The sequence below is a fragment of the Brevibacillus brevis NBRC 100599 genome, from assembly GCF_000010165.1.
Taxonomy (GTDB): Bacteria; Bacillota; Bacilli; order Brevibacillales; family Brevibacillaceae; genus Brevibacillus; species Brevibacillus brevis_D.
Window position 1 is genome coordinate 4,045,893 of sequence record NC_012491.1, and the last position, 15,869, is coordinate 4,061,761.

A 15,869-nucleotide genomic window follows, 5' to 3' on the forward strand; every position below is an offset into this window, starting at 1 on the left:
CAAGGCAAAGAGCTGTGAGAGGAGTGGCTAACCATGTTTGAAGTAAGACGTTTGCAAATCAACTATAAGACACTGGAGGAATTCCAGAAGTTTCGCGAATTTGGCCTGGAGGAGCTTTCTATGAAGGAAGACCTGGAGGCGAACATCGTGGAAAACGATTCGGAATCTCCATTTTACGGTATTTATGACAACGATCTTCTGGTAGCACGTATGAGCCTCTACAAAATTGACGGGAAATACGACCGTTACTTCCAACCTGCGCAAGACTATTACGAGCTATGGAAGCTCGAGGTCCTGCCTGATTACCGCTCCAAAGATTACGGAACTGCTTTGGTTAACCACGCGAAGAGCTTTGGAGCTCCTATTAAAACCAACTCCCGCTGTCGTGCAGACGATTTTTGGTTGAAAATGGGCTTCACGCCTGTGAAGTACAACCTCATGCGTGACCGTGGCGAAAACCCGTACGTATGGTTGCCAGAGAGCGTAGAGCTGCAAGACTAGCTCCCTCTTTATCAATGAATGCGTAAACAAAAAGAAGCGGATCAACACCGCTTCTTTTTTCATGCCTCGCGCTTATTTTTCAACGCGCTCTAAATTTCCGTTTTCATCCATTTTGAAGATCGCTTTGTTGGAATCCTCTTCTTGTAAAAAAGCAAGCTTGCGTGCACGTTCCATGATCTGTACCAATGCACGGTAGTCATCATTGACACCCTGAACCTGATCCAGCTCTTTTCTAGCGCGTTCGTGGGCTTCTTTCAATTCTTTTAACTCCAACTCTTTTCCTTCCAACTCTTGTTCCAATTGTCGCAAGCGACGAGTCAATTCTTTTTGATTGACGAGCATGCGAATGACTGCTTCAATCTGCTGCTCCTCTACATCGGTGTACATTTGTACCTCTGCTACTGGTGTCTCAGCACGTTTTGTATGCAACGTGACGACCTCGACCTCAGCAACCACAGGGGGTGGTGCTTGAATCCTCCCGAGCTTTTTCAACTGTTGCCTTTGGCTTTTCGCAATCGAAATGGCCGCATCGTACCGTTTGCGCACGCAACTGTTCCAGCGGAAGCCGCACGCAGCTGCTGTCCTTCCCAACCTTTGACCCACTTCTTCAAATGCAGCAAGCTGTGTGCCGCCTTCGCGTATGTGGCGCAAGGTGACTTCCGCCAACACTAGATCGTCATCTTCGGTCCATGCGTCTTGTCTGGAAGCTACCATATGAGTCCCTCCCGTTACCTTTAAAAAGGATGATGTAATTCATCCTATGCTTTTCCCTACTCTTGTAGAATCGCTTTCTACTAGAAAAAGTATGTCCAAGCAAATAAATGTTTAAACGAAAAGGACTATATCGATCAGGATGTTGGGCGCTTTGTCAGGAAGCTTTCCACTACAGCGACGTGTTCGGGGCTGCCCCATAGATGCGCACATTGACTCACTTCGCGCCGGATTCGTTCTTCTTGCGGAAGACCCATACGCTTCCACTTCAGGATCTGCATGTACGCCTCAATGCCAGCTAGCGGCTGGGCAGCGATTTTTCGAGCGAAACGATATACTTCCTCATGCAGCGCCTCTTCCGGATATACCTCGTCAACAAAACCGTAGGACTTGGCTTCCTCTGCCCGCAATCTGTCTCCAGTCAGCAGGAGAGCGAGTGCTTTTGATTCTGGCAGCAAGTCCAACAGCCGACTTCCTCCACCCCAGCCTGTCGTAATATGCATGCTGATTTGTACAAACCCGAAGGTGGCCCGGTCACTGACAAAACGAAAATGACACGCGCCCGCAAACTCACAGCCACCTCCGACCGCAGCACCGTTTATCATGGCTATCACCGGTTTGGAATATTGATCAATGGTCGACAAAAGCCCCGTCACTTTGCTGAGCAAAGGATGCGCCTGTTCAAAGCCGCGCGCTGCAATAAACTGATTCAAATCGCCTCCGGAAACAAAGCTTCTGCCCGTCCCCGTCACAATCAGAACCTTCACCCGAGGATCGGCTTGGCAATCTTGCAGAACCTGATGCAGCTCGTCAACCAGCTCCACGCTGATGGCATTATGTACATGCGGCCGATTTAATGTGATTGTGGCAATACCGTCCTGTTTTTGCAAAAGCAAGGTCTCCATATGAACTCCCACCTTTTTATCAGCTAGTGGCTTTATTTTACCTTTCGATGGACAAACAAAAAAGAGGAGGCCTTTACCCCCTCTTCATTAAGACAACAAATTTTGCATGGCGGAAGAATTGAATCCGACGATCAGGTTTTCACCGTCAGTCAGGATCGGACGTTTCAAAAGCTGAGGCTCTTCGCTAAGCATTTCGAGCAATTCCTTCACCGACATATCATTAATATCGACATCCAGGTTTTTAAAACGCTGACTTCTCGTGGACAAGATTTCATCCAAGCCATTTGAAGTCATTTTAATAATATCCAGCAGTTCTTCTGCTGTCGGTGGATTTTTGAACAAGTGACGCTCTTCATAGTTCACTCCGTTTTCTGCCAGCCATGCCTTCGCTTTGCGACAGGATGTGCAGCTCGGATAAGTAAAAAACGTTAATTTTTGTGTTTGTGTACGTTCAGCAACGGCCATTGGTTACCCCTCCATCTCAACTATCACGAATGATTTCATCTATAAAAGTCTTGCGATTTGCAGTTCATGATGTTTCGTTCGTTCTCTTACGAAAGGTTAGTCAATTAACTTTCCTTCCTTACTTTGGATTTTACTGCTTCATTAACACTATGTCAATAGTAGTTAATTTAAAAACTAGATGAAAATTCGTGTGATATGCTGTTGTAGCACACTGCTACCTTAACAAGTAACACAAAATGGGATACACTTATGAAGATCTTCAAAAAGTCGTCTTTTGATCACGAAGGAGCCCTGAAAGCTTGGGCAACATCGAAAGAGGCGTTCACCTTCAAAGGCCGGTGCTCATGTAGGTCCCCTACACTCCGCTCCTCCTTTTTCAGGTTCTCACCACTTTCTCGGTGCTGAAAAGACGACTTTTTGAATTTGATCTTTATGAAGATTGTTTTGAGAAAGGGGTATCGGCATGGACCACGATGCGCAAAAGTTAACCAGTGCTTTAGCTGACCCCACCCGTTTTTCCATTTACCAATTTGTCGCCTACAGTAAAGATCCCATTACGGTTCAGGATATAGCTGATCACTTCTCTATCCACCCAAATGTGGCACGCTTGCACTTGACGAAGTTAGAGGACGTAAATTTACTCACTGCTGTTACAGACAAAAGCGGTAAGGGAGGACGTCCCAGTCGGTTGTACTCACTATCTGAACAGGTTGTGAGTCTGCAATTCCCACCTCGTGACTATCAGCTATTGGCCGATATCGCGATTGAAAGCCTGCTATCGCTCGGCGAAGCTGGCGAAGCCGCTCTCATTAAAATGGGACATCGCATTGGAACAGAAATGGCAAAACGGGCGGTTGTCCGAAGCGGAATCAATTTACAAACAGCCTCTATGGAAGAAAAATTGGACCTGGTCCATCGGATTGTCGTGGCTCAGGGATTGAAACCAGACATCGAAGCAATGGCTGAAGGAAAGCTGCGTTTTCGCGTGAATAATTGCACCTTCTCTGACAGCGCAAAAAAATACCCGAATGCCGTATGCCAGATGCACAACGCTCTTTTGATGGGAATATTCGAAACGTACTTGGGGAACATTGAATTACGTGAGGATGATTCCAAAATTCGCGGTTGCCAATCTTGCAACTATACGGTGATTCAGTATTAGCACCGCAAGTCCTATCTCTCCTGCTCGGGTGACAATAATCCGTCATACCTTTATCGTTTACACGTGTTCACCTCTCCTATATAATGGGGGAGGAATCTTGTAAATCTTACCGTTGGAGGCAAAAAGGGGGGACAAAAATGGATCGTATGTATCGCGTTCTTGGTTTCTGGACCATTGTGATCGCGTTGATGGCGTTTTGGGGGGAATTGTACCCGATGGCGCTCATCTTCTTCAGTTTGACTGCTTTCTTCGTAGCTTTGAGCTACATGAACCTGACTGAACGAGTATACTTAAACATTTTCTTCGGCTTCATGTTCCTGTCTTTTGTTGGATTCACGTATTACACGTTCTTCGTGATGCCTGTTGGCCCACAAGAACACGCTTTGCTACAATTGATTATGTAAAAAAAGATGCTCGCCTTGAGCATCTTTTTTTGTGTTCACTTTTTCTTTTACTCCCGAATGCCTTTTCCTTGGACCATAACCCAAAAACGCCCACCCAAGCCAGCAGGATCGATCAACTGCTGAATAGCCCGATTCCGTTTCATCGCAACGCTCGTGAAAGGGTCTCTGTCCATATGCGCGACCGCTTTATGAAGCAAGCCATTCCGCATTAAAAACCGATCCTGCCTCATATAGCCTATTTCCTGTAAACCAGCCTTTTCTCCATACTCTTTCCACGCAGAAAAATTCACATGTGTCGTCAAGTCTTGTTCACCTATGTTGAGATACGGATTCGTATGAGCCTGATGGCGATGATAGCACATCAGTGTTCCGTTTTTTCGACTGGGATGGTAGAGCTCCTCTTGCAGGTCACCGTAATCAATCGTGATGACGAATCCTTTTTTCAATAGGCAAGAAACATCTTGTGCCGCTTGCTCCATCGCCAAATTTATCTCGATCCGCATGCCGATTGGCAGCTTCAAGTTCAGCCCACGCAAATATTCTCCTAGCGCTGGTGTCATCTCCCCCAGACACTCTTCCAACCCGTCCTCGCCAACACGCACCCACACTTCCTGCCAGCCGGATTTGTTTTTTTCCACAATATGTACCGGAAATGCGTCCAGCCATTCATTCGAGAAAATAACCCCTTCTATTTTTTCTTGTTTGGCAGCTTCATTCACGGAAGAATACCAACGCTTCGGACCCTCGTGCCACTGGAGCGCCTCCTGCTGCATTTTCCGGTGATACGGACTCGCCTCTATCAAAATGACCGTCAATTCTTTGTATATCTCTGGCTTGCACGCACGGATGCGCTCCAGCATGTGACGGCAGACAGCCCCGGTTCCACCACCAATCTCCACAAGAACAGGCGAAGTGATATCCGCCTCCTCCCATAATGCCAAGACAGCATCTGCGATTGTTTCCGCAAAGACGGGATGCACCGATGCACTCGTATAAAAATCTCCCGCTTTTCCTACTTTGGGTTGTTCGACCATATAATATCCATGCGTGTCATGGTAGAGGGCCAACTCCATAAAGCGCGCGAACGTAATGGCTTTTCCTGGTTGGCTTTCTATTTCCTCGCGAATCAGTTCGATCATCGTCATCAGCTCTTCTCCTGCTATCCAAATTCAACTAGATAAGGCTATAATACGAAAAGAAGCATACAATATGGAAAGGCAAAAGCAAAAGGTGAAATCATGCGCAAAATTCTACTCGTCTTATTCCTGCTTGTATGTCCATTGACGGTGTTCGCCCAGGAAGAGCCCGCTACCTCTTTGGAAGAGCTCATCCTGCAGCAGCATTTTACACAAAAAGAGCTGGAGCGAACCCTCACCTTACTTAAGGAAGAAGAGACGCGGACATACGGGGAAATCGCTCAAATGGATCTCGACTTGCAACGGCAAAAGCTGGTGATGGAAGCGACACAACGTCGTGCCGGTGAAGTAGCGCGGGCCTATTACATGGGCGAGCGTACTAATCTTCTGACGTTACTATTAAATGCGGAAAATTTCAATCAGTTCTTATTGATGTACGATTTCTACGAGATCTTGTACGAGCGTGACATGTCTCGACTAGAAACCTATCATACTGAGCGCACGAAGCTCACCGCGATGCAAACTGACAAAAAGAATCGATTGGAACAACTTCAAGCACTGCGAAAAAAATACGAGCTTCAATTGTCAGAGATGCTCGCTATTGCCGCTGAAAAAGAAAAGAATGTACAAAAACTGGATGACCCGACAGTTGTGGAATCCATGATGAATCACTTGATTTTAGACTGGGAAAAACGTGGTTTGCCCGCTTTCCAGACCTTCTTTGGAATGCTCGCGCAGGTCATGGTTCAAGTTCCCGAGTTGGCGACACCGGATCGAATTTCGTCGGAAGGTCTCCTCAAGCATACGCTAACCATCAACCAGACTGACTTCAACAATTTTTTGATAGAGAAAGACGCCTTGTTTAAACAATCCCATTTCTCCTTTGAGGATAACAAGCTGACCGTGGAAGGCACGTATGATCAGATGGAGCTCAAGCTCGTTGGTAACTATGAGCTCGTCTCTCCCACCCATCTCAAATTCCACATTACCGAGCTGTACTTTGACGGCTTTGCCTTGCCTCCTTCAACCGTGGAAGAAATGGAGAAAGCGTACGATCTCGGATTTTATCCGGAGCTGATCTCCCCCAATATCCAAGTGCAGGGCATCACGCTGATGGACGAAGAATTAAAGCTCCAGCTACAATTTAATCTCCCATTTGGATTTGGAAAGAAGTAAAGCCAGCTATTCGTTAGCTGGCTTTTTTCTGGGAGACAACCTTATTGATATGAGCTGGCATTTCGTGCTGCAATTGTGTCATGTACTGGATCGCTTCTTTCGTCAGCGTCGGGTATTTTTGCCCTTGCTTTAGCTTCTCCAATGTTTCTGACACTGGGTAAATGACATAGTTGCGCTTGTTATTTTTCCGATAAAAATGAACGTAGGTCGGAATCATTTCAGCACTTTCGATGCTGGCCTCTCCTGACTCATTCTTGTACAGCACAAGCTTCAGAATTGCCCCAACATCCTTGTAGTCCCATCGCTGCGCGGAGATGAAATTGCCTAACGAGTAGGTGATTAGCCCTTTGTGTTGACGTCCATCTTCGAGGGTAACCGTCTTCCATTCGTAAGGTTGTACCACATGTGGATGCGCGCCCAGTATGATATCCGCTCCAAATGTCAGAGCTTGCTCGGCAGTCTTGATTTGTTCAGGACTGGGCATCCGTTGATACTCATTTCCGAAATGAAGCGCCACTGCAACCAGATCGGCTCCTTTTTCTCTTGCCCGTGCGATGTCTTTCTTCATCAGCTCAGGTGAAATCAGATTGATCAGATACGGCTTACCCTCTGGAATCGCGATTCCATTCGTTCCGTACGTATACGACAGCAAGGCTAGTGTGAATCCGTCCTTGCTCAACAACAAGGGTTCATCTCGATCCTCGGGATTTGCAAACGTTCCCGTGTGCGGTAGACCGGCTTCATCGAGATATTTGATGGTTTGCAGAACCCCTCGTTCTTTGCGGTCCATCGAATGGTTATTCGCTGTCGTTACCGCAGTAAATCCAATTTCCTTCAACGTATGCGCAAGCGACTCAGGAGAATTAAACATCGGATAGCCTGAGTATTTGGCCTCGCTGCCGCTCATCGTTGTCTCAAGATTGCCGATGACCCAGTCTGCCTCCCGGAACATCGGGATGACATTCGGGAAGAAACGTTTAAAATCATAGCTTTTCGTCGCTGGGTCCCAGACGGCATCCAACTGCTCCTGATGCATCATGATATCCCCAACAGCGAGAAGGGAGATACGCTGTTCCGGAAATCTTGATGGCAAAGTCGGAGGTTGTGTCTCCTGTTGATTGGTTGCTGTCTGCGGTGGTGTTTCGGGATCAGGCACTTTCACGTTGGGAGCTTGGCTCGTCTTATCTGCTTGGGCGACGGGTGCCGCACACCCAACCAGACTCGTGCAGGCGATAACGAGAAGGAGTGCCCATTTCCATGTTCGCTTCATAATGAATAGCTCCTTTGGTAAATGGTGACCCCCTTCCTTTTCTCCACCACCTGACAAAATCCTCTCCCAGACTTATAAAGAATGATGAAATGACTAACGAAGCATGCCTGTGACAAACGGATTGTACGTTTTCTCGTAGTCGATTGTCGTCTTCGGTCCATGCCCTGGATAAACAATCGTTTCATCATCGAGCTCAAACAGTTTGTCCTGGATACTGATCATCAGAGTCTCAAAATCTCCTCCGAAGAGATCTGTACGCCCGATGCTCTGGTTAAACAGAACGTCCCCACCGAAGCAGTGTTGGCCAATTACGAATGAACAACTGCCTGGTGAATGACCTGGCGTATGCAGCACCTGAATATGAAAACCTGCCAGTTCCAGAGTCTGACCATCCTCCAGTTCGTGCTCGGCCCGCTCACATATGATGAGCTCCGGCAGATTCCAGCGTCGCGATCCGTTGAGATCAGGGTTTGTGAGCCATTCCTGCTCCAGTGGATGAATGTAAACGGGTGCTTTTGTTAATTCTCTTACTTGGTTGAGTCCACCAATATGATCCAAGTGGGCATGCGTCAAAAGAATGGCGACGACGTTTTTATTTGCGAGGGCGCGGAGCAACTGATCTGGCTCCATGCCCGGGTCAATCACAATGGTTTGGTTGGTAGCGGTGTTTGTCACCACATATGCATTGGTTTGAAATGCTCCCAACGCATAGGATTCAATGGCAAGATTTTGATTCATCACAGGAAACCTCCTTGATTTTTTGATACGATAGAAAAAACACGTTTGCAAACATGGGGGTATGACATGCGCCATATGTACGGAATTGAACTGAATGTACCAGCTGGGAAGCTCCCTGGCTTCTATGCTCAAGTCATACATAAAATCGGAGATCATGTCAATGTCTTTGATCGGGACAAACTGCTTTTTATTGTCGAGAATCAAGCCGAACAGGAGAAGCTGGAAACCATTTTGGAGAAGTCCAACATGTTAGGCGATGCCTTTTCTCTATTGCTTCTGCCGTCAGCAACCACAATCGAGCCACTCGATGATATCGGTTTTGTCTCCCAAAATGAACATTTGTATGTATATGCAGATCAAGTTGCCATCGTAACGCTGATGGCTCCATCCCAATCAGAGGATCAGTGGGCTGCCATAGAACAACTCCGCGAGCATGTTCTAGGCGTGATACCCGAAAATACAGACCAACCCGAAGCCTACCTGATCGATCAAAACTTGATTCCACTGGCAGAGGGAATCGCGAAGGCTTATCAAGTGAAGCTCGTTTGGCTCCATCCGACTAAATAAATCCTTTCCATGTAAAAAAGGGAGCGCCTGATAAGCGAACTCCCTTTTCCTTATGACGACGATTTACGATCAAACCGGAACCATGCCACTTGATTATTCACAAGACCAAAATCGGCGGTGTATTTGCTGCCTTCGTACACCACTTCTTGCTCGCCTCTTCCTTTGCCGTACAGCTTCTCTAGCTGCCGAGCACTGTCAAACATAGCGAGTCCTCGATATGTTTTGAATTTTTGCGCGTCCTCACGAGGAACTCCTCCCAGCATAATCGATGTCAATTCACCTTTGTGAACTTTGATCATCATCTGGGTCTGATCAACCAGCAGCATCCCCATCACTGCATCTCCCGCACCCTGCGCCATCTGCTCTACCGTGTAGCTTTGCCTTGTCACCATATCCATAAAATCAGCTTTTGTCGGCTTTAAAATATCCATTGCTTCTTTTACGTTCTGCCCGAGATAAATTCCGTTTACTCCGTATTCCTTTTGATTTTCGGGGTCAAATGTAGCAGTTGGTTCCGACTGGGCCGAACATGCCACCAAGACAACTACTGTCAACACCCAAATCACAGTCATTCGCAAGCATTTCCCTATCATCCACCTGTGCCCACCTTTGCTACCGCTCTTTTGGTTATCTTAGCGTATCCAGCAAGCATCGGGCAACTATGGAGAGACGAGCTTATTCTCGTGTTCCGCTGACTTTGCGGCGCGGTCGATTAGGAGGCAGATTGTTGTCTACCGATTGTTTGAAGCTCTCTAGTATTTTCAGGAGTGATGCAAAAAAAGGAGAGCCAAACACTGCAACAATCCCCCACATCCATGTTCCTAACTGCCACGAATTTTTTACATAAGCTGATTCCGCCCCCGTTAAAATAAGGGCTGGGTCCAGACCTAGCATGCCAAAAATGACACCAGCAGCCAATACGGAAATGACCAAATTGAAAAATCGCTTGTAGTGCATCAATCGAGCGGCGTGATACTGATCCTCCCAGCAATTTTCTTTCGCCTCATAATCCGTCGCCAAAAAGGGAATGACTGATTTAAAAGCTTCTGTAACCCCTGCTGCCGCGCTGGACACTGCTGTTATATAAATCAAGAAAGAAATCGATGAATCCAACGTAACCATCATGCTTCCCTCCTTTTTACATATGTATGGGATTGGAGGGACAACTTGCAAATTTTTTTGCAGTTTGTATATTTCCCCTTTGATGTTTATGCGGTAAGATGTGAAGTGCATGTAAATATAAGGAAGGGCAGGGATTGCAATGCAGGACTTTTCATTTGTATGGAATCAGTTCGACTTGATTCGCGGAATGTTTTTGGCGAGATTGACGGAAATAACCGAGGAAGAAGCAGATGTGGTTCCAGTTGGCTTTAAAAACAACATTCGCTGGAATATTGGTCATATTCTTCTGACACAAGATTTCTTGCTCTTCGGACCAGAAGGAATGAAATGTCCTCCGCATTACGCTGCCATGTTCGCTCCAGGAACCAAACCCGCTGATTGGGAAAAAGAAGGTCCTTCCCTCGAAGCCTTGGCTGCCGAGCTAAAGGAACAACATGTACGTATCAAAGAAGAATTGCATTCCCGCTTGAATGATCCATTGCCAAAGCCGTTTGAACTAGGAGACAAAGGCACGATGCATACTTATGGGGAAATGATGGTCTTCACTCTTTTCCATGAAGGAATGCACATCGGATGTATTTCGTCATTGCGAAAAGCAATCGCAGCTGCTAAATAAGGAAATCGGACAAAAACGCGGGGTTGTTTATCCGCGTTTTTCTTTTTGCCTGCCAAATGCTCCAAAAATGAAAACCGCTCCAATGAGGAGCGGTCCTTGTCGAGCCCGAATTGCTTATGGGGTTCTACCGGTTATTCTCTTTGGCTCTTCAACCTCCATCGTAGAGAAAAGTAGCTAAAGGAATCGGTGTATTTCCATACGACTTTCGTCGATTGCTTGATCATGATTATCCACGGATCTTCGCCTCCTGCAAGGCATTTCGCCGTTTATTCACATGAATCATCGGGCTCGACAAATATAGTATGACCTCCTCGTCGTTTTTCATACATCCTCTTTACAATAAATCTGCGGCCAGCTGTGCAAGCACACTCCGTTCGCCTTTTTCCAACTGGATATGTCCAGCCAGCTTTTGGTCTTTAAATACCTCTACCACGTAGGTTAAACCGTTGTTGCTCTCATCCAGATACGGATGATCGATCTGCTCAGGATCACCCATTAGCACAATTTTCGAGCCGTCCCCCACCCTCGTCAGGATCGTCTTTACTTCATGCTTTGTCAAATTCTGTGCTTCATCAATGATAATAAATTGTTCAGGGATGGAGCGCCCCCGAATATACGTCAAAGCTTCCACCTGCAAACTCCCCATGCCTGCCAAAATTTTATCCAGATCACCTGGGCGCTTCGTGTTAAATAAATATTCCAAATTATCATAAATCGGTTGCATCCACGGTCGAAGCTTTTCTTCTTTTTCGCCGGGCAAATAACCGATGTCTTTTCCAAGTGGAACGATAGGTCTTGCCACTAACAGTTTTTTGTATTTTTGCTGGTCTTCGATTTGCAGCAGGCCCGCTGCTAATGCCAGCAAGGTTTTTCCTGTACCGGCCTTACCGGTCATGGTTACTAAAGGAATATCATCTCGTAGCAGCAATTCGGTTGCCATCCGTTGCTGCACGTTACGGGCTCGGATGCCCCAAATCGGATCATCATCTGATACAAGCATTTCTAACATCTTTCCGTCTGGGTCGACCTTTCCAATCGCTGAAATGGATGGGTTGCACTCGTCCTTCAGCACTAAAAATTGATGAGGGTAAAAGCGATAGCGCGGAAAACAGGAGGCCAGCTGCAGTTTTTTTGTTGCGTAGTAGTTCTTGATGATATCGGACGCTACCATCATCTTCTGATACCCCGGGTAAATACTGGAGAACTCCCCCACAACTCGATCCGAAAGAAAATCCTCTGCGGAAATATTCAATGCATCAGCCTTGACTCTCATGAGCGCATCCTTACTTACCAGAATGACTGGTCTTGGCTGTGGTTTTCCGTTTTCCTCCTCTTGTAAGTTTAGTGCAACCGCTAAAATCCGGTTGTCATTACTCATTTCCGTGAATTGTTTTTGAAGGCGGTGGAAAGAGGAATGATTCAGTTCCACTCGAAACAATCCACCTGTTTCAAGGGTAATGCCAGTGTGTAATTGCCCCAGCTCACGAAAACTGTCAAAGAGCCGAGATACGTACCGAGCATTGCGGCCAATTTCATCCATGTACCGCTTTTTGGAATCGATTTCTTCCAATACGACAGCTGGTATGACGATTTCGTTGTCAGCGAAAGAAAACATCGCCCTTGGATCTTGCAGGAGTACGTTGGTGTCCAGTACGTAGATTTTCTTCAAAATCTCGCCTCCTATTACCCTTCTTATATACCCTATGCAATTTTTGGAGGGATGCTCAAGTGCGGCGACGTGATGTACTACAGTCTATGTTCAGGTAGACAGAGATAGACGACCCATTGGCAGAATGAAAATGGACAGCCCAGAACAAAATACTTGTAACCCTGCTCTCCTAACGAAGGAAGGCAATACTGGGAAAGGGAGAATGCCTGTGAAACGGATCATGATCTACTGTCTCGGTTTTAGCTTGTTGCTTACAGCATGTACGTCAGGCAATAAAACCCCGACGAATCAGGCTGCACAACAGCCGAAGCATGCCACTCATACTCAGCGTGTTCAGCAAACAGCTCCTCAGCCTGCTTATAATCAATCTTCCCAAGCCACCGCTGATCGTCTCGCCCAACTAGTAACACGTGTGAAAAGGGTGCACAGCGCCACGGCTGTGGTCTTGGGCAAATATGCGGTAGTCGGTATTACTGTGGATCCAAATCTGGATCGCCCAGAAGTTGGCGTCATTAAGTATACAGTTGCGGAAGCTCTGAAAGAAGACCCTCAAGGAGCGAATGCTGTCGTTACGGCAGACCCTGCCATCGTCCAGCGTTTACGGGAAATGAGAGATGATATTCGTCGTGGCCATCCTGTTGCCGGAATCACCGAAGAGTTGGCGGATATGGTAGGTCGGATCATCCCCCAACTACCACGCAGTGTGCAGCCTCGTGAAGAAACCCCTTCCCAAGTAAAAGAAAAACGCATGCACAAAGAGCCACAAGGACAAAACAAAATCAACGCAAATCGTACAACAACACCTTAAAGAAAAAGAGGTATCCCCCGGATTAAGCCCGGGAGAATACCTCTTTTTCTTTATAGGCTGGTGCTTCAGATGGCAAATGATCCAGTGCTTGCTTCAAATCTGCCACCAAGTCATCGAAATCCTCTAAACCAGCAGACAATCTGATCAAACCATCTGTGATTCCCCTTGCAGCTCTTTCTTCAGCGGGCATCGCTGCATGTGACATCGTAGCTGGATACGAGAGAATCGTTTCGACTGCCCCGAGGCTGACTGCCACAATCGGCAATTTTACGCGATCAAACAGCGCTTTTGCACGCTCACGACTCCCTACATCAAAGGAAAGAACAGCCCCATGACCGGTCGCTTGTTGTGTTTGAATCAGGTGACTGGGGTGATCGGCCAGTCCCGTATAGTAAACGCGACTTACTTGTGGATGCGAAGACAACCACTCAGCCAAGCCCGCGGCTGTCTTCGTGCTCACATCCAGTCGGGCTTTCAATGTTTTGAGCCCACGCATCACGAGCCAGCAGTCCTGCACACCCAAAATCGCTCCCATGCCATTCTGGATAAAGTAGAGCTGCTCCCCTAACCCAGCTTCTCTGGTCACAGCCAGACCAGCCACGACGTCGCTATGCCCTCCGATAAACTTTGTTGCACTATGAATGACCACATCTGCGCCAAGTTCCAATGGACGCTGGTAATACGGGGTAAGGAACGTATTATCGACGATGACGAGCAAGCCGTGCTCTTTCGCGATACGAGAAACCGCTGCAATATCTGTGACCTTTAAGGTGGGATTGGAGGGGGTCTCCAGGTAAACCCCTTTCGTTGCCGGTGTAATGGCCGCACGAACGGCTTCTGTCTCTGTTGCATCCACGAACGTTACAGAGATGCCCATTCTCGACAATACCTTGGTCAAAAACCGAAACGTGCCACCGTATACATCTTCCGCCACTACAACATGATCTCCGGCTGAAAACAGCATGAACACGCTGGAAATGGCAGCCATGCCAGATGAGAACGCGAAACCGCGTGCGCCTCCCTCCAGAGACGCAATGGCTTCTTCCAAAGCCTGCCTGGTCGGATTTCCTGATCTGGCATAATCAAATGCACCTGGCTGATCGATATCAGCCTGATGAAACGTAGAAGCTTGATAAATCGGAACCGACGACGCACCTGTGAACGGGTCAATGCAAGTGGAACCGTGGAGGATCTTGGTGGCAAAATTCATCGTACACTCCCCCCTACGACCAAACTAGCATTCAAGGCCTGAAACAAATCGGCTACGACATCATCTGGATGCTCGATGCCAACCGACAGCCGCAACAATCGATAACAAACACCGACATGCTCTCTGACTTCTTGCGGGATATCCGCGTGAGTCTGCGTCGCCGGATACGTACACAATGACTCAACACCACCCAGGCTTTCAGCAAAGGACACGATTTGCAGATTTTGCAGGAACAATCCCACCTGCTCCACATCGCGTACGCGGAACGAAACCATCCCACTATGCCCTGTCGCTTGATTCACCTGGATCTCATGTCCCGGATGCTCTGGCAGACCCGGATAAAATACCTCCGCTACTGCCGGATGCTCACGCAGCTTTTCCGCTACAATCAAGGCATTGGATTGATGGCGCTCCATCCGCAATGCCAATGTTTTCATCCCGCGAATGAGAAGCCAGCAATCTTGAGGTCCGAGTACAGCACCGATTGAATTGTGCAAAAACCGGATTTTTTCCGACAACTCTTCTCCTTTTGTTACGATGAGTCCAGCCAACACATCGTTGTGTCCTGCCAAATACTTGGTCGCACTATGTAAGACGATATCTGCACCAAGCTCTAGTGGGCGTTGACAATACGGGGTTAAGAATGTGTTGTCTACAATCGTCAGGAGACTGTGCTGCTTCGCCAATTGTGCTACTGCTCGAATATCGGTAATCTGCATGAGCGGATTGGTTGGTGTCTCGACGAAAATAGCCTTTGTGTCTGGGCAAATCGCATTTTTCAGTGCAACAATGTCACGCAAATCCACGTACGAAAACGTCAGACCGTAACGAGAGAGCACTTGCTCGAACAATCGATAGGTTCCCCCGTACAGATCGAGCGAAACAATCAGATGATCTCCTTGGGAAAACAAACCCATGACGGTATGAACAGCAGCCATTCCCGAGGCGCAAGCGAATCCTGCATCTCCTGATTCCGCTATAGCGATGGTCTCCTCCAAAATGGTACGAGTAGGATTAGCTGTGCGCGTATAATCATATCCAGTGCTCTGGCCCAAGGCAGGATGACGATAAGCCGTTGCATAGTAAACAGGAAAGCTCACCGCCCCTGTTTTTTCGTCTTTGCCTACTCCCGCCTGAATCAACTTTGTTTCCAATTTCATGTCTGTTTCTCTCCCTCCAATAGTGTACGAGGGCATCAAAAAAGCCCTCTTTCCTCTGAAAGAAGGCTTTGTTTACGTCACCGTAAGCAAATCCTTCTCATCTTTCAGAGTTTGATAACTCTGCAGGAATTAGCACCATTATCTCCCTGTTAAAATACAGGTGATTGGTTGCCGGGCATCATCGGGCCAGTCCCTCCGCCGCTCTGGATAAGAAGATTGCTATTCAATTCGATTGACCCTAATACTAAT

At 47.3% G+C, this 15,869-nt stretch carries 18 protein-coding genes and 1 riboswitch; of the genes, 7 read left to right on the forward strand and 11 right to left on the reverse strand.

Features of this window, described 5'->3' with window-relative positions; translation table 11 throughout:
* Nucleotides 1-33: 33 nt before the first annotated feature.
* A complete protein-coding gene (locus BBR47_RS19330) occupies nucleotides 34-501 on the forward strand; it encodes an N-acetyltransferase (RefSeq protein WP_015892118.1) in 468 nt (155 codons plus the stop codon).
* A 72-nt stretch (nucleotides 502-573) separates the two neighbouring features.
* Here the strand turns inward: BBR47_RS19330 and BBR47_RS19335 are convergent, their stop codons facing one another.
* The 3 genes from BBR47_RS19335 to BBR47_RS19345 form a co-directional block, all read right to left on the reverse strand.
* The gene (locus tag BBR47_RS19335; RefSeq protein ID WP_015892119.1) at nucleotides 574-1,215 is read right to left on the reverse strand and encodes an RsfA family transcriptional regulator; all 642 of its coding nucleotides are present in this window, start codon (nucleotides 1,213-1,215) and stop codon (nucleotides 574-576) included.
* 134 nt (nucleotides 1,216-1,349) lie between these two features.
* A complete protein-coding gene (locus tag BBR47_RS19340) occupies nucleotides 1,350-2,117 on the reverse strand; it encodes an enoyl-CoA hydratase/isomerase family protein (RefSeq protein WP_015892120.1) in 768 nt (255 codons plus the stop codon).
* Nucleotides 2,118-2,204: 87 nt separating this feature from the next.
* Nucleotides 2,205-2,582: a Spx/MgsR family RNA polymerase-binding regulatory protein gene (locus tag BBR47_RS19345; protein WP_015892121.1), complete on the reverse strand. Its 378-nt coding sequence runs from the start codon at nucleotides 2,580-2,582 to the stop codon at nucleotides 2,205-2,207.
* 463 nt (nucleotides 2,583-3,045) lie between these two features.
* Here BBR47_RS19345 and BBR47_RS19350 point away from each other — a divergent pair, with 463 nt between their 5' ends.
* Both BBR47_RS19350 and BBR47_RS19355 read left to right on the forward strand, forming a co-directional pair.
* A complete protein-coding gene (locus BBR47_RS19350) occupies nucleotides 3,046-3,744 on the forward strand; it encodes a helix-turn-helix transcriptional regulator (protein WP_015892122.1) in 699 nt (232 codons plus the stop codon).
* A gap of 137 nt (nucleotides 3,745-3,881) precedes the next feature.
* Nucleotides 3,882-4,148 carry a DUF2626 domain-containing protein gene (locus tag BBR47_RS19355; RefSeq protein WP_015892123.1) on the forward strand — a complete coding sequence of 89 codons (267 nt, stop codon included), beginning with the start codon at nucleotides 3,882-3,884 and terminating at the stop codon, nucleotides 4,146-4,148.
* Between the two features lie 47 nt (nucleotides 4,149-4,195).
* Here the strand turns inward: BBR47_RS19355 and BBR47_RS19360 are convergent, their stop codons facing one another.
* On the reverse strand, nucleotides 4,196-5,293 hold the full coding sequence (locus BBR47_RS19360; protein ID WP_041749525.1) for a class I SAM-dependent methyltransferase: 1,098 nt from the start codon (nucleotides 5,291-5,293) through the stop codon (nucleotides 4,196-4,198).
* Nucleotides 5,294-5,386: 93 nt separating this feature from the next.
* Here BBR47_RS19360 and BBR47_RS19365 point away from each other — a divergent pair, with 93 nt between their 5' ends.
* Nucleotides 5,387-6,460 carry a hypothetical protein gene (locus BBR47_RS19365; RefSeq protein WP_015892125.1) on the forward strand — a complete coding sequence of 358 codons (1,074 nt, stop codon included), beginning with the start codon at nucleotides 5,387-5,389 and terminating at the stop codon, nucleotides 6,458-6,460.
* Nucleotides 6,461-6,473: 13 nt separating this feature from the next.
* Here BBR47_RS19365 and BBR47_RS19370 read toward each other — a convergent pair whose 3' ends face one another.
* Both BBR47_RS19370 and BBR47_RS19375 read right to left on the reverse strand, forming a co-directional pair.
* Nucleotides 6,474-7,730: a CapA family protein gene (locus BBR47_RS19370; RefSeq protein WP_015892126.1), complete on the reverse strand. Its 1,257-nt coding sequence runs from the start codon at nucleotides 7,728-7,730 to the stop codon at nucleotides 6,474-6,476.
* A 93-nt stretch (nucleotides 7,731-7,823) separates the two neighbouring features.
* A complete protein-coding gene (locus BBR47_RS19375) occupies nucleotides 7,824-8,468 on the reverse strand; it encodes an MBL fold metallo-hydrolase (protein WP_015892127.1) in 645 nt (214 codons plus the stop codon).
* A 66-nt stretch (nucleotides 8,469-8,534) separates the two neighbouring features.
* Between BBR47_RS19375 and BBR47_RS19380 the strand changes: the two genes are divergently transcribed.
* Entirely contained in the window at nucleotides 8,535-9,035 is a 501-nt protein-coding gene (locus BBR47_RS19380) for a hypothetical protein (protein ID WP_015892128.1), read from the forward strand.
* Between the two features lie 50 nt (nucleotides 9,036-9,085).
* On the opposite strand, the gene BBR47_RS19385 is transcribed toward BBR47_RS19380, so the two are convergent.
* The gene (locus BBR47_RS19385; protein WP_015892129.1) at nucleotides 9,086-9,628 is read right to left on the reverse strand and encodes a hypothetical protein; all 543 of its coding nucleotides are present in this window, start codon (nucleotides 9,626-9,628) and stop codon (nucleotides 9,086-9,088) included.
* Nucleotides 9,629-9,710: 82 nt separating this feature from the next.
* Complete coding sequence (locus BBR47_RS19390; protein ID WP_015892130.1) at nucleotides 9,711-10,157, reverse strand: hypothetical protein; 447 nt, start codon at nucleotides 10,155-10,157, stop codon at nucleotides 9,711-9,713.
* Nucleotides 10,158-10,296: 139 nt separating this feature from the next.
* Between BBR47_RS19390 and BBR47_RS19395 the strand changes: the two genes are divergently transcribed.
* Complete coding sequence (locus BBR47_RS19395) at nucleotides 10,297-10,773, forward strand: DinB family protein (protein WP_015892131.1); 477 nt, start codon at nucleotides 10,297-10,299, stop codon at nucleotides 10,771-10,773.
* A 334-nt stretch (nucleotides 10,774-11,107) separates the two neighbouring features.
* Here the strand turns inward: BBR47_RS19395 and BBR47_RS19400 are convergent, their stop codons facing one another.
* Nucleotides 11,108-12,442, reverse strand: a complete 1,335-nt coding sequence (locus BBR47_RS19400) for a PhoH family protein (RefSeq protein WP_015892133.1) — start codon at nucleotides 12,440-12,442, stop codon at nucleotides 11,108-11,110.
* Between the two features lie 202 nt (nucleotides 12,443-12,644).
* Here BBR47_RS19400 and BBR47_RS19405 point away from each other — a divergent pair, with 202 nt between their 5' ends.
* Nucleotides 12,645-13,250 carry a YhcN/YlaJ family sporulation lipoprotein gene (locus tag BBR47_RS19405; RefSeq protein ID WP_015892134.1) on the forward strand — a complete coding sequence of 202 codons (606 nt, stop codon included), beginning with the start codon at nucleotides 12,645-12,647 and terminating at the stop codon, nucleotides 13,248-13,250.
* Nucleotides 13,251-13,272: 22 nt separating this feature from the next.
* Here the strand turns inward: BBR47_RS19405 and BBR47_RS19410 are convergent, their stop codons facing one another.
* Nucleotides 13,273-14,460, reverse strand: a complete 1,188-nt coding sequence (locus tag BBR47_RS19410) for a trans-sulfuration enzyme family protein (protein WP_015892135.1) — start codon at nucleotides 14,458-14,460, stop codon at nucleotides 13,273-13,275.
* Nucleotides 14,457-15,620 carry an aminotransferase class I/II-fold pyridoxal phosphate-dependent enzyme gene (locus BBR47_RS19415; protein WP_015892136.1) on the reverse strand — a complete coding sequence of 388 codons (1,164 nt, stop codon included), beginning with the start codon at nucleotides 15,618-15,620 and terminating at the stop codon, nucleotides 14,457-14,459. The genes BBR47_RS19410 and BBR47_RS19415 overlap by 4 nt, the downstream gene beginning before the upstream one ends.
* Nucleotides 15,621-15,714: 94 nt before the next feature.
* Nucleotides 15,715-15,834: riboswitch (SAM riboswitch) on the reverse strand.
* Nucleotides 15,835-15,869 lie beyond the last annotated feature (35 nt).

Excerpts from the sequence above, each read along its gene's own strand:
- BBR47_RS19415 (WP_015892136.1), bottom strand. The coding sequence starts at position 15,620 with ATGAAATTGGAAACAAAGTTGATTCAGGCGGGAGTAGGCAAAGACGAA.
- BBR47_RS19410 (WP_015892135.1), bottom strand. The coding sequence starts at position 14,460 with ATGAATTTTGCCACCAAGATCCTCCACGGTTCCACTTGCATTGACCCG.
- BBR47_RS19335 (WP_015892119.1), bottom strand. The coding sequence starts at position 1,215 with ATGGTAGCTTCCAGACAAGACGCATGGACCGAAGATGACGATCTAGTG.
- BBR47_RS19370 (WP_015892126.1), bottom strand. The coding sequence starts at position 7,730 with ATGAAGCGAACATGGAAATGGGCACTCCTTCTCGTTATCGCCTGCACG.
- BBR47_RS19330 (WP_015892118.1), top strand. The coding sequence starts at position 34 with ATGTTTGAAGTAAGACGTTTGCAAATCAACTATAAGACACTGGAGGAA.
- BBR47_RS19355 (WP_015892123.1), top strand. The coding sequence starts at position 3,882 with ATGGATCGTATGTATCGCGTTCTTGGTTTCTGGACCATTGTGATCGCG.
- BBR47_RS19380 (WP_015892128.1), top strand. The coding sequence starts at position 8,535 with ATGCGCCATATGTACGGAATTGAACTGAATGTACCAGCTGGGAAGCTC.
- BBR47_RS19385 (WP_015892129.1), bottom strand. The coding sequence starts at position 9,628 with ATGATAGGGAAATGCTTGCGAATGACTGTGATTTGGGTGTTGACAGTA.
- BBR47_RS19390 (WP_015892130.1), bottom strand. The coding sequence starts at position 10,157 with ATGGTTACGTTGGATTCATCGATTTCTTTCTTGATTTATATAACAGCA.
- BBR47_RS19405 (WP_015892134.1), top strand. The coding sequence starts at position 12,645 with ATGCCTGTGAAACGGATCATGATCTACTGTCTCGGTTTTAGCTTGTTG.
- BBR47_RS19395 (WP_015892131.1), top strand. The coding sequence starts at position 10,297 with ATGCAGGACTTTTCATTTGTATGGAATCAGTTCGACTTGATTCGCGGA.
- BBR47_RS19360 (WP_041749525.1), bottom strand. The coding sequence starts at position 5,293 with ATGACGATGATCGAACTGATTCGCGAGGAAATAGAAAGCCAACCAGGA.
- BBR47_RS19375 (WP_015892127.1), bottom strand. The coding sequence starts at position 8,468 with ATGAATCAAAATCTTGCCATTGAATCCTATGCGTTGGGAGCATTTCAA.
- BBR47_RS19350 (WP_015892122.1), top strand. The coding sequence starts at position 3,046 with ATGGACCACGATGCGCAAAAGTTAACCAGTGCTTTAGCTGACCCCACC.
- BBR47_RS19345 (WP_015892121.1), bottom strand. The coding sequence starts at position 2,582 with ATGGCCGTTGCTGAACGTACACAAACACAAAAATTAACGTTTTTTACT.
- BBR47_RS19340 (WP_015892120.1), bottom strand. The coding sequence starts at position 2,117 with ATGGAGACCTTGCTTTTGCAAAAACAGGACGGTATTGCCACAATCACA.
- BBR47_RS19365 (WP_015892125.1), top strand. The coding sequence starts at position 5,387 with ATGCGCAAAATTCTACTCGTCTTATTCCTGCTTGTATGTCCATTGACG.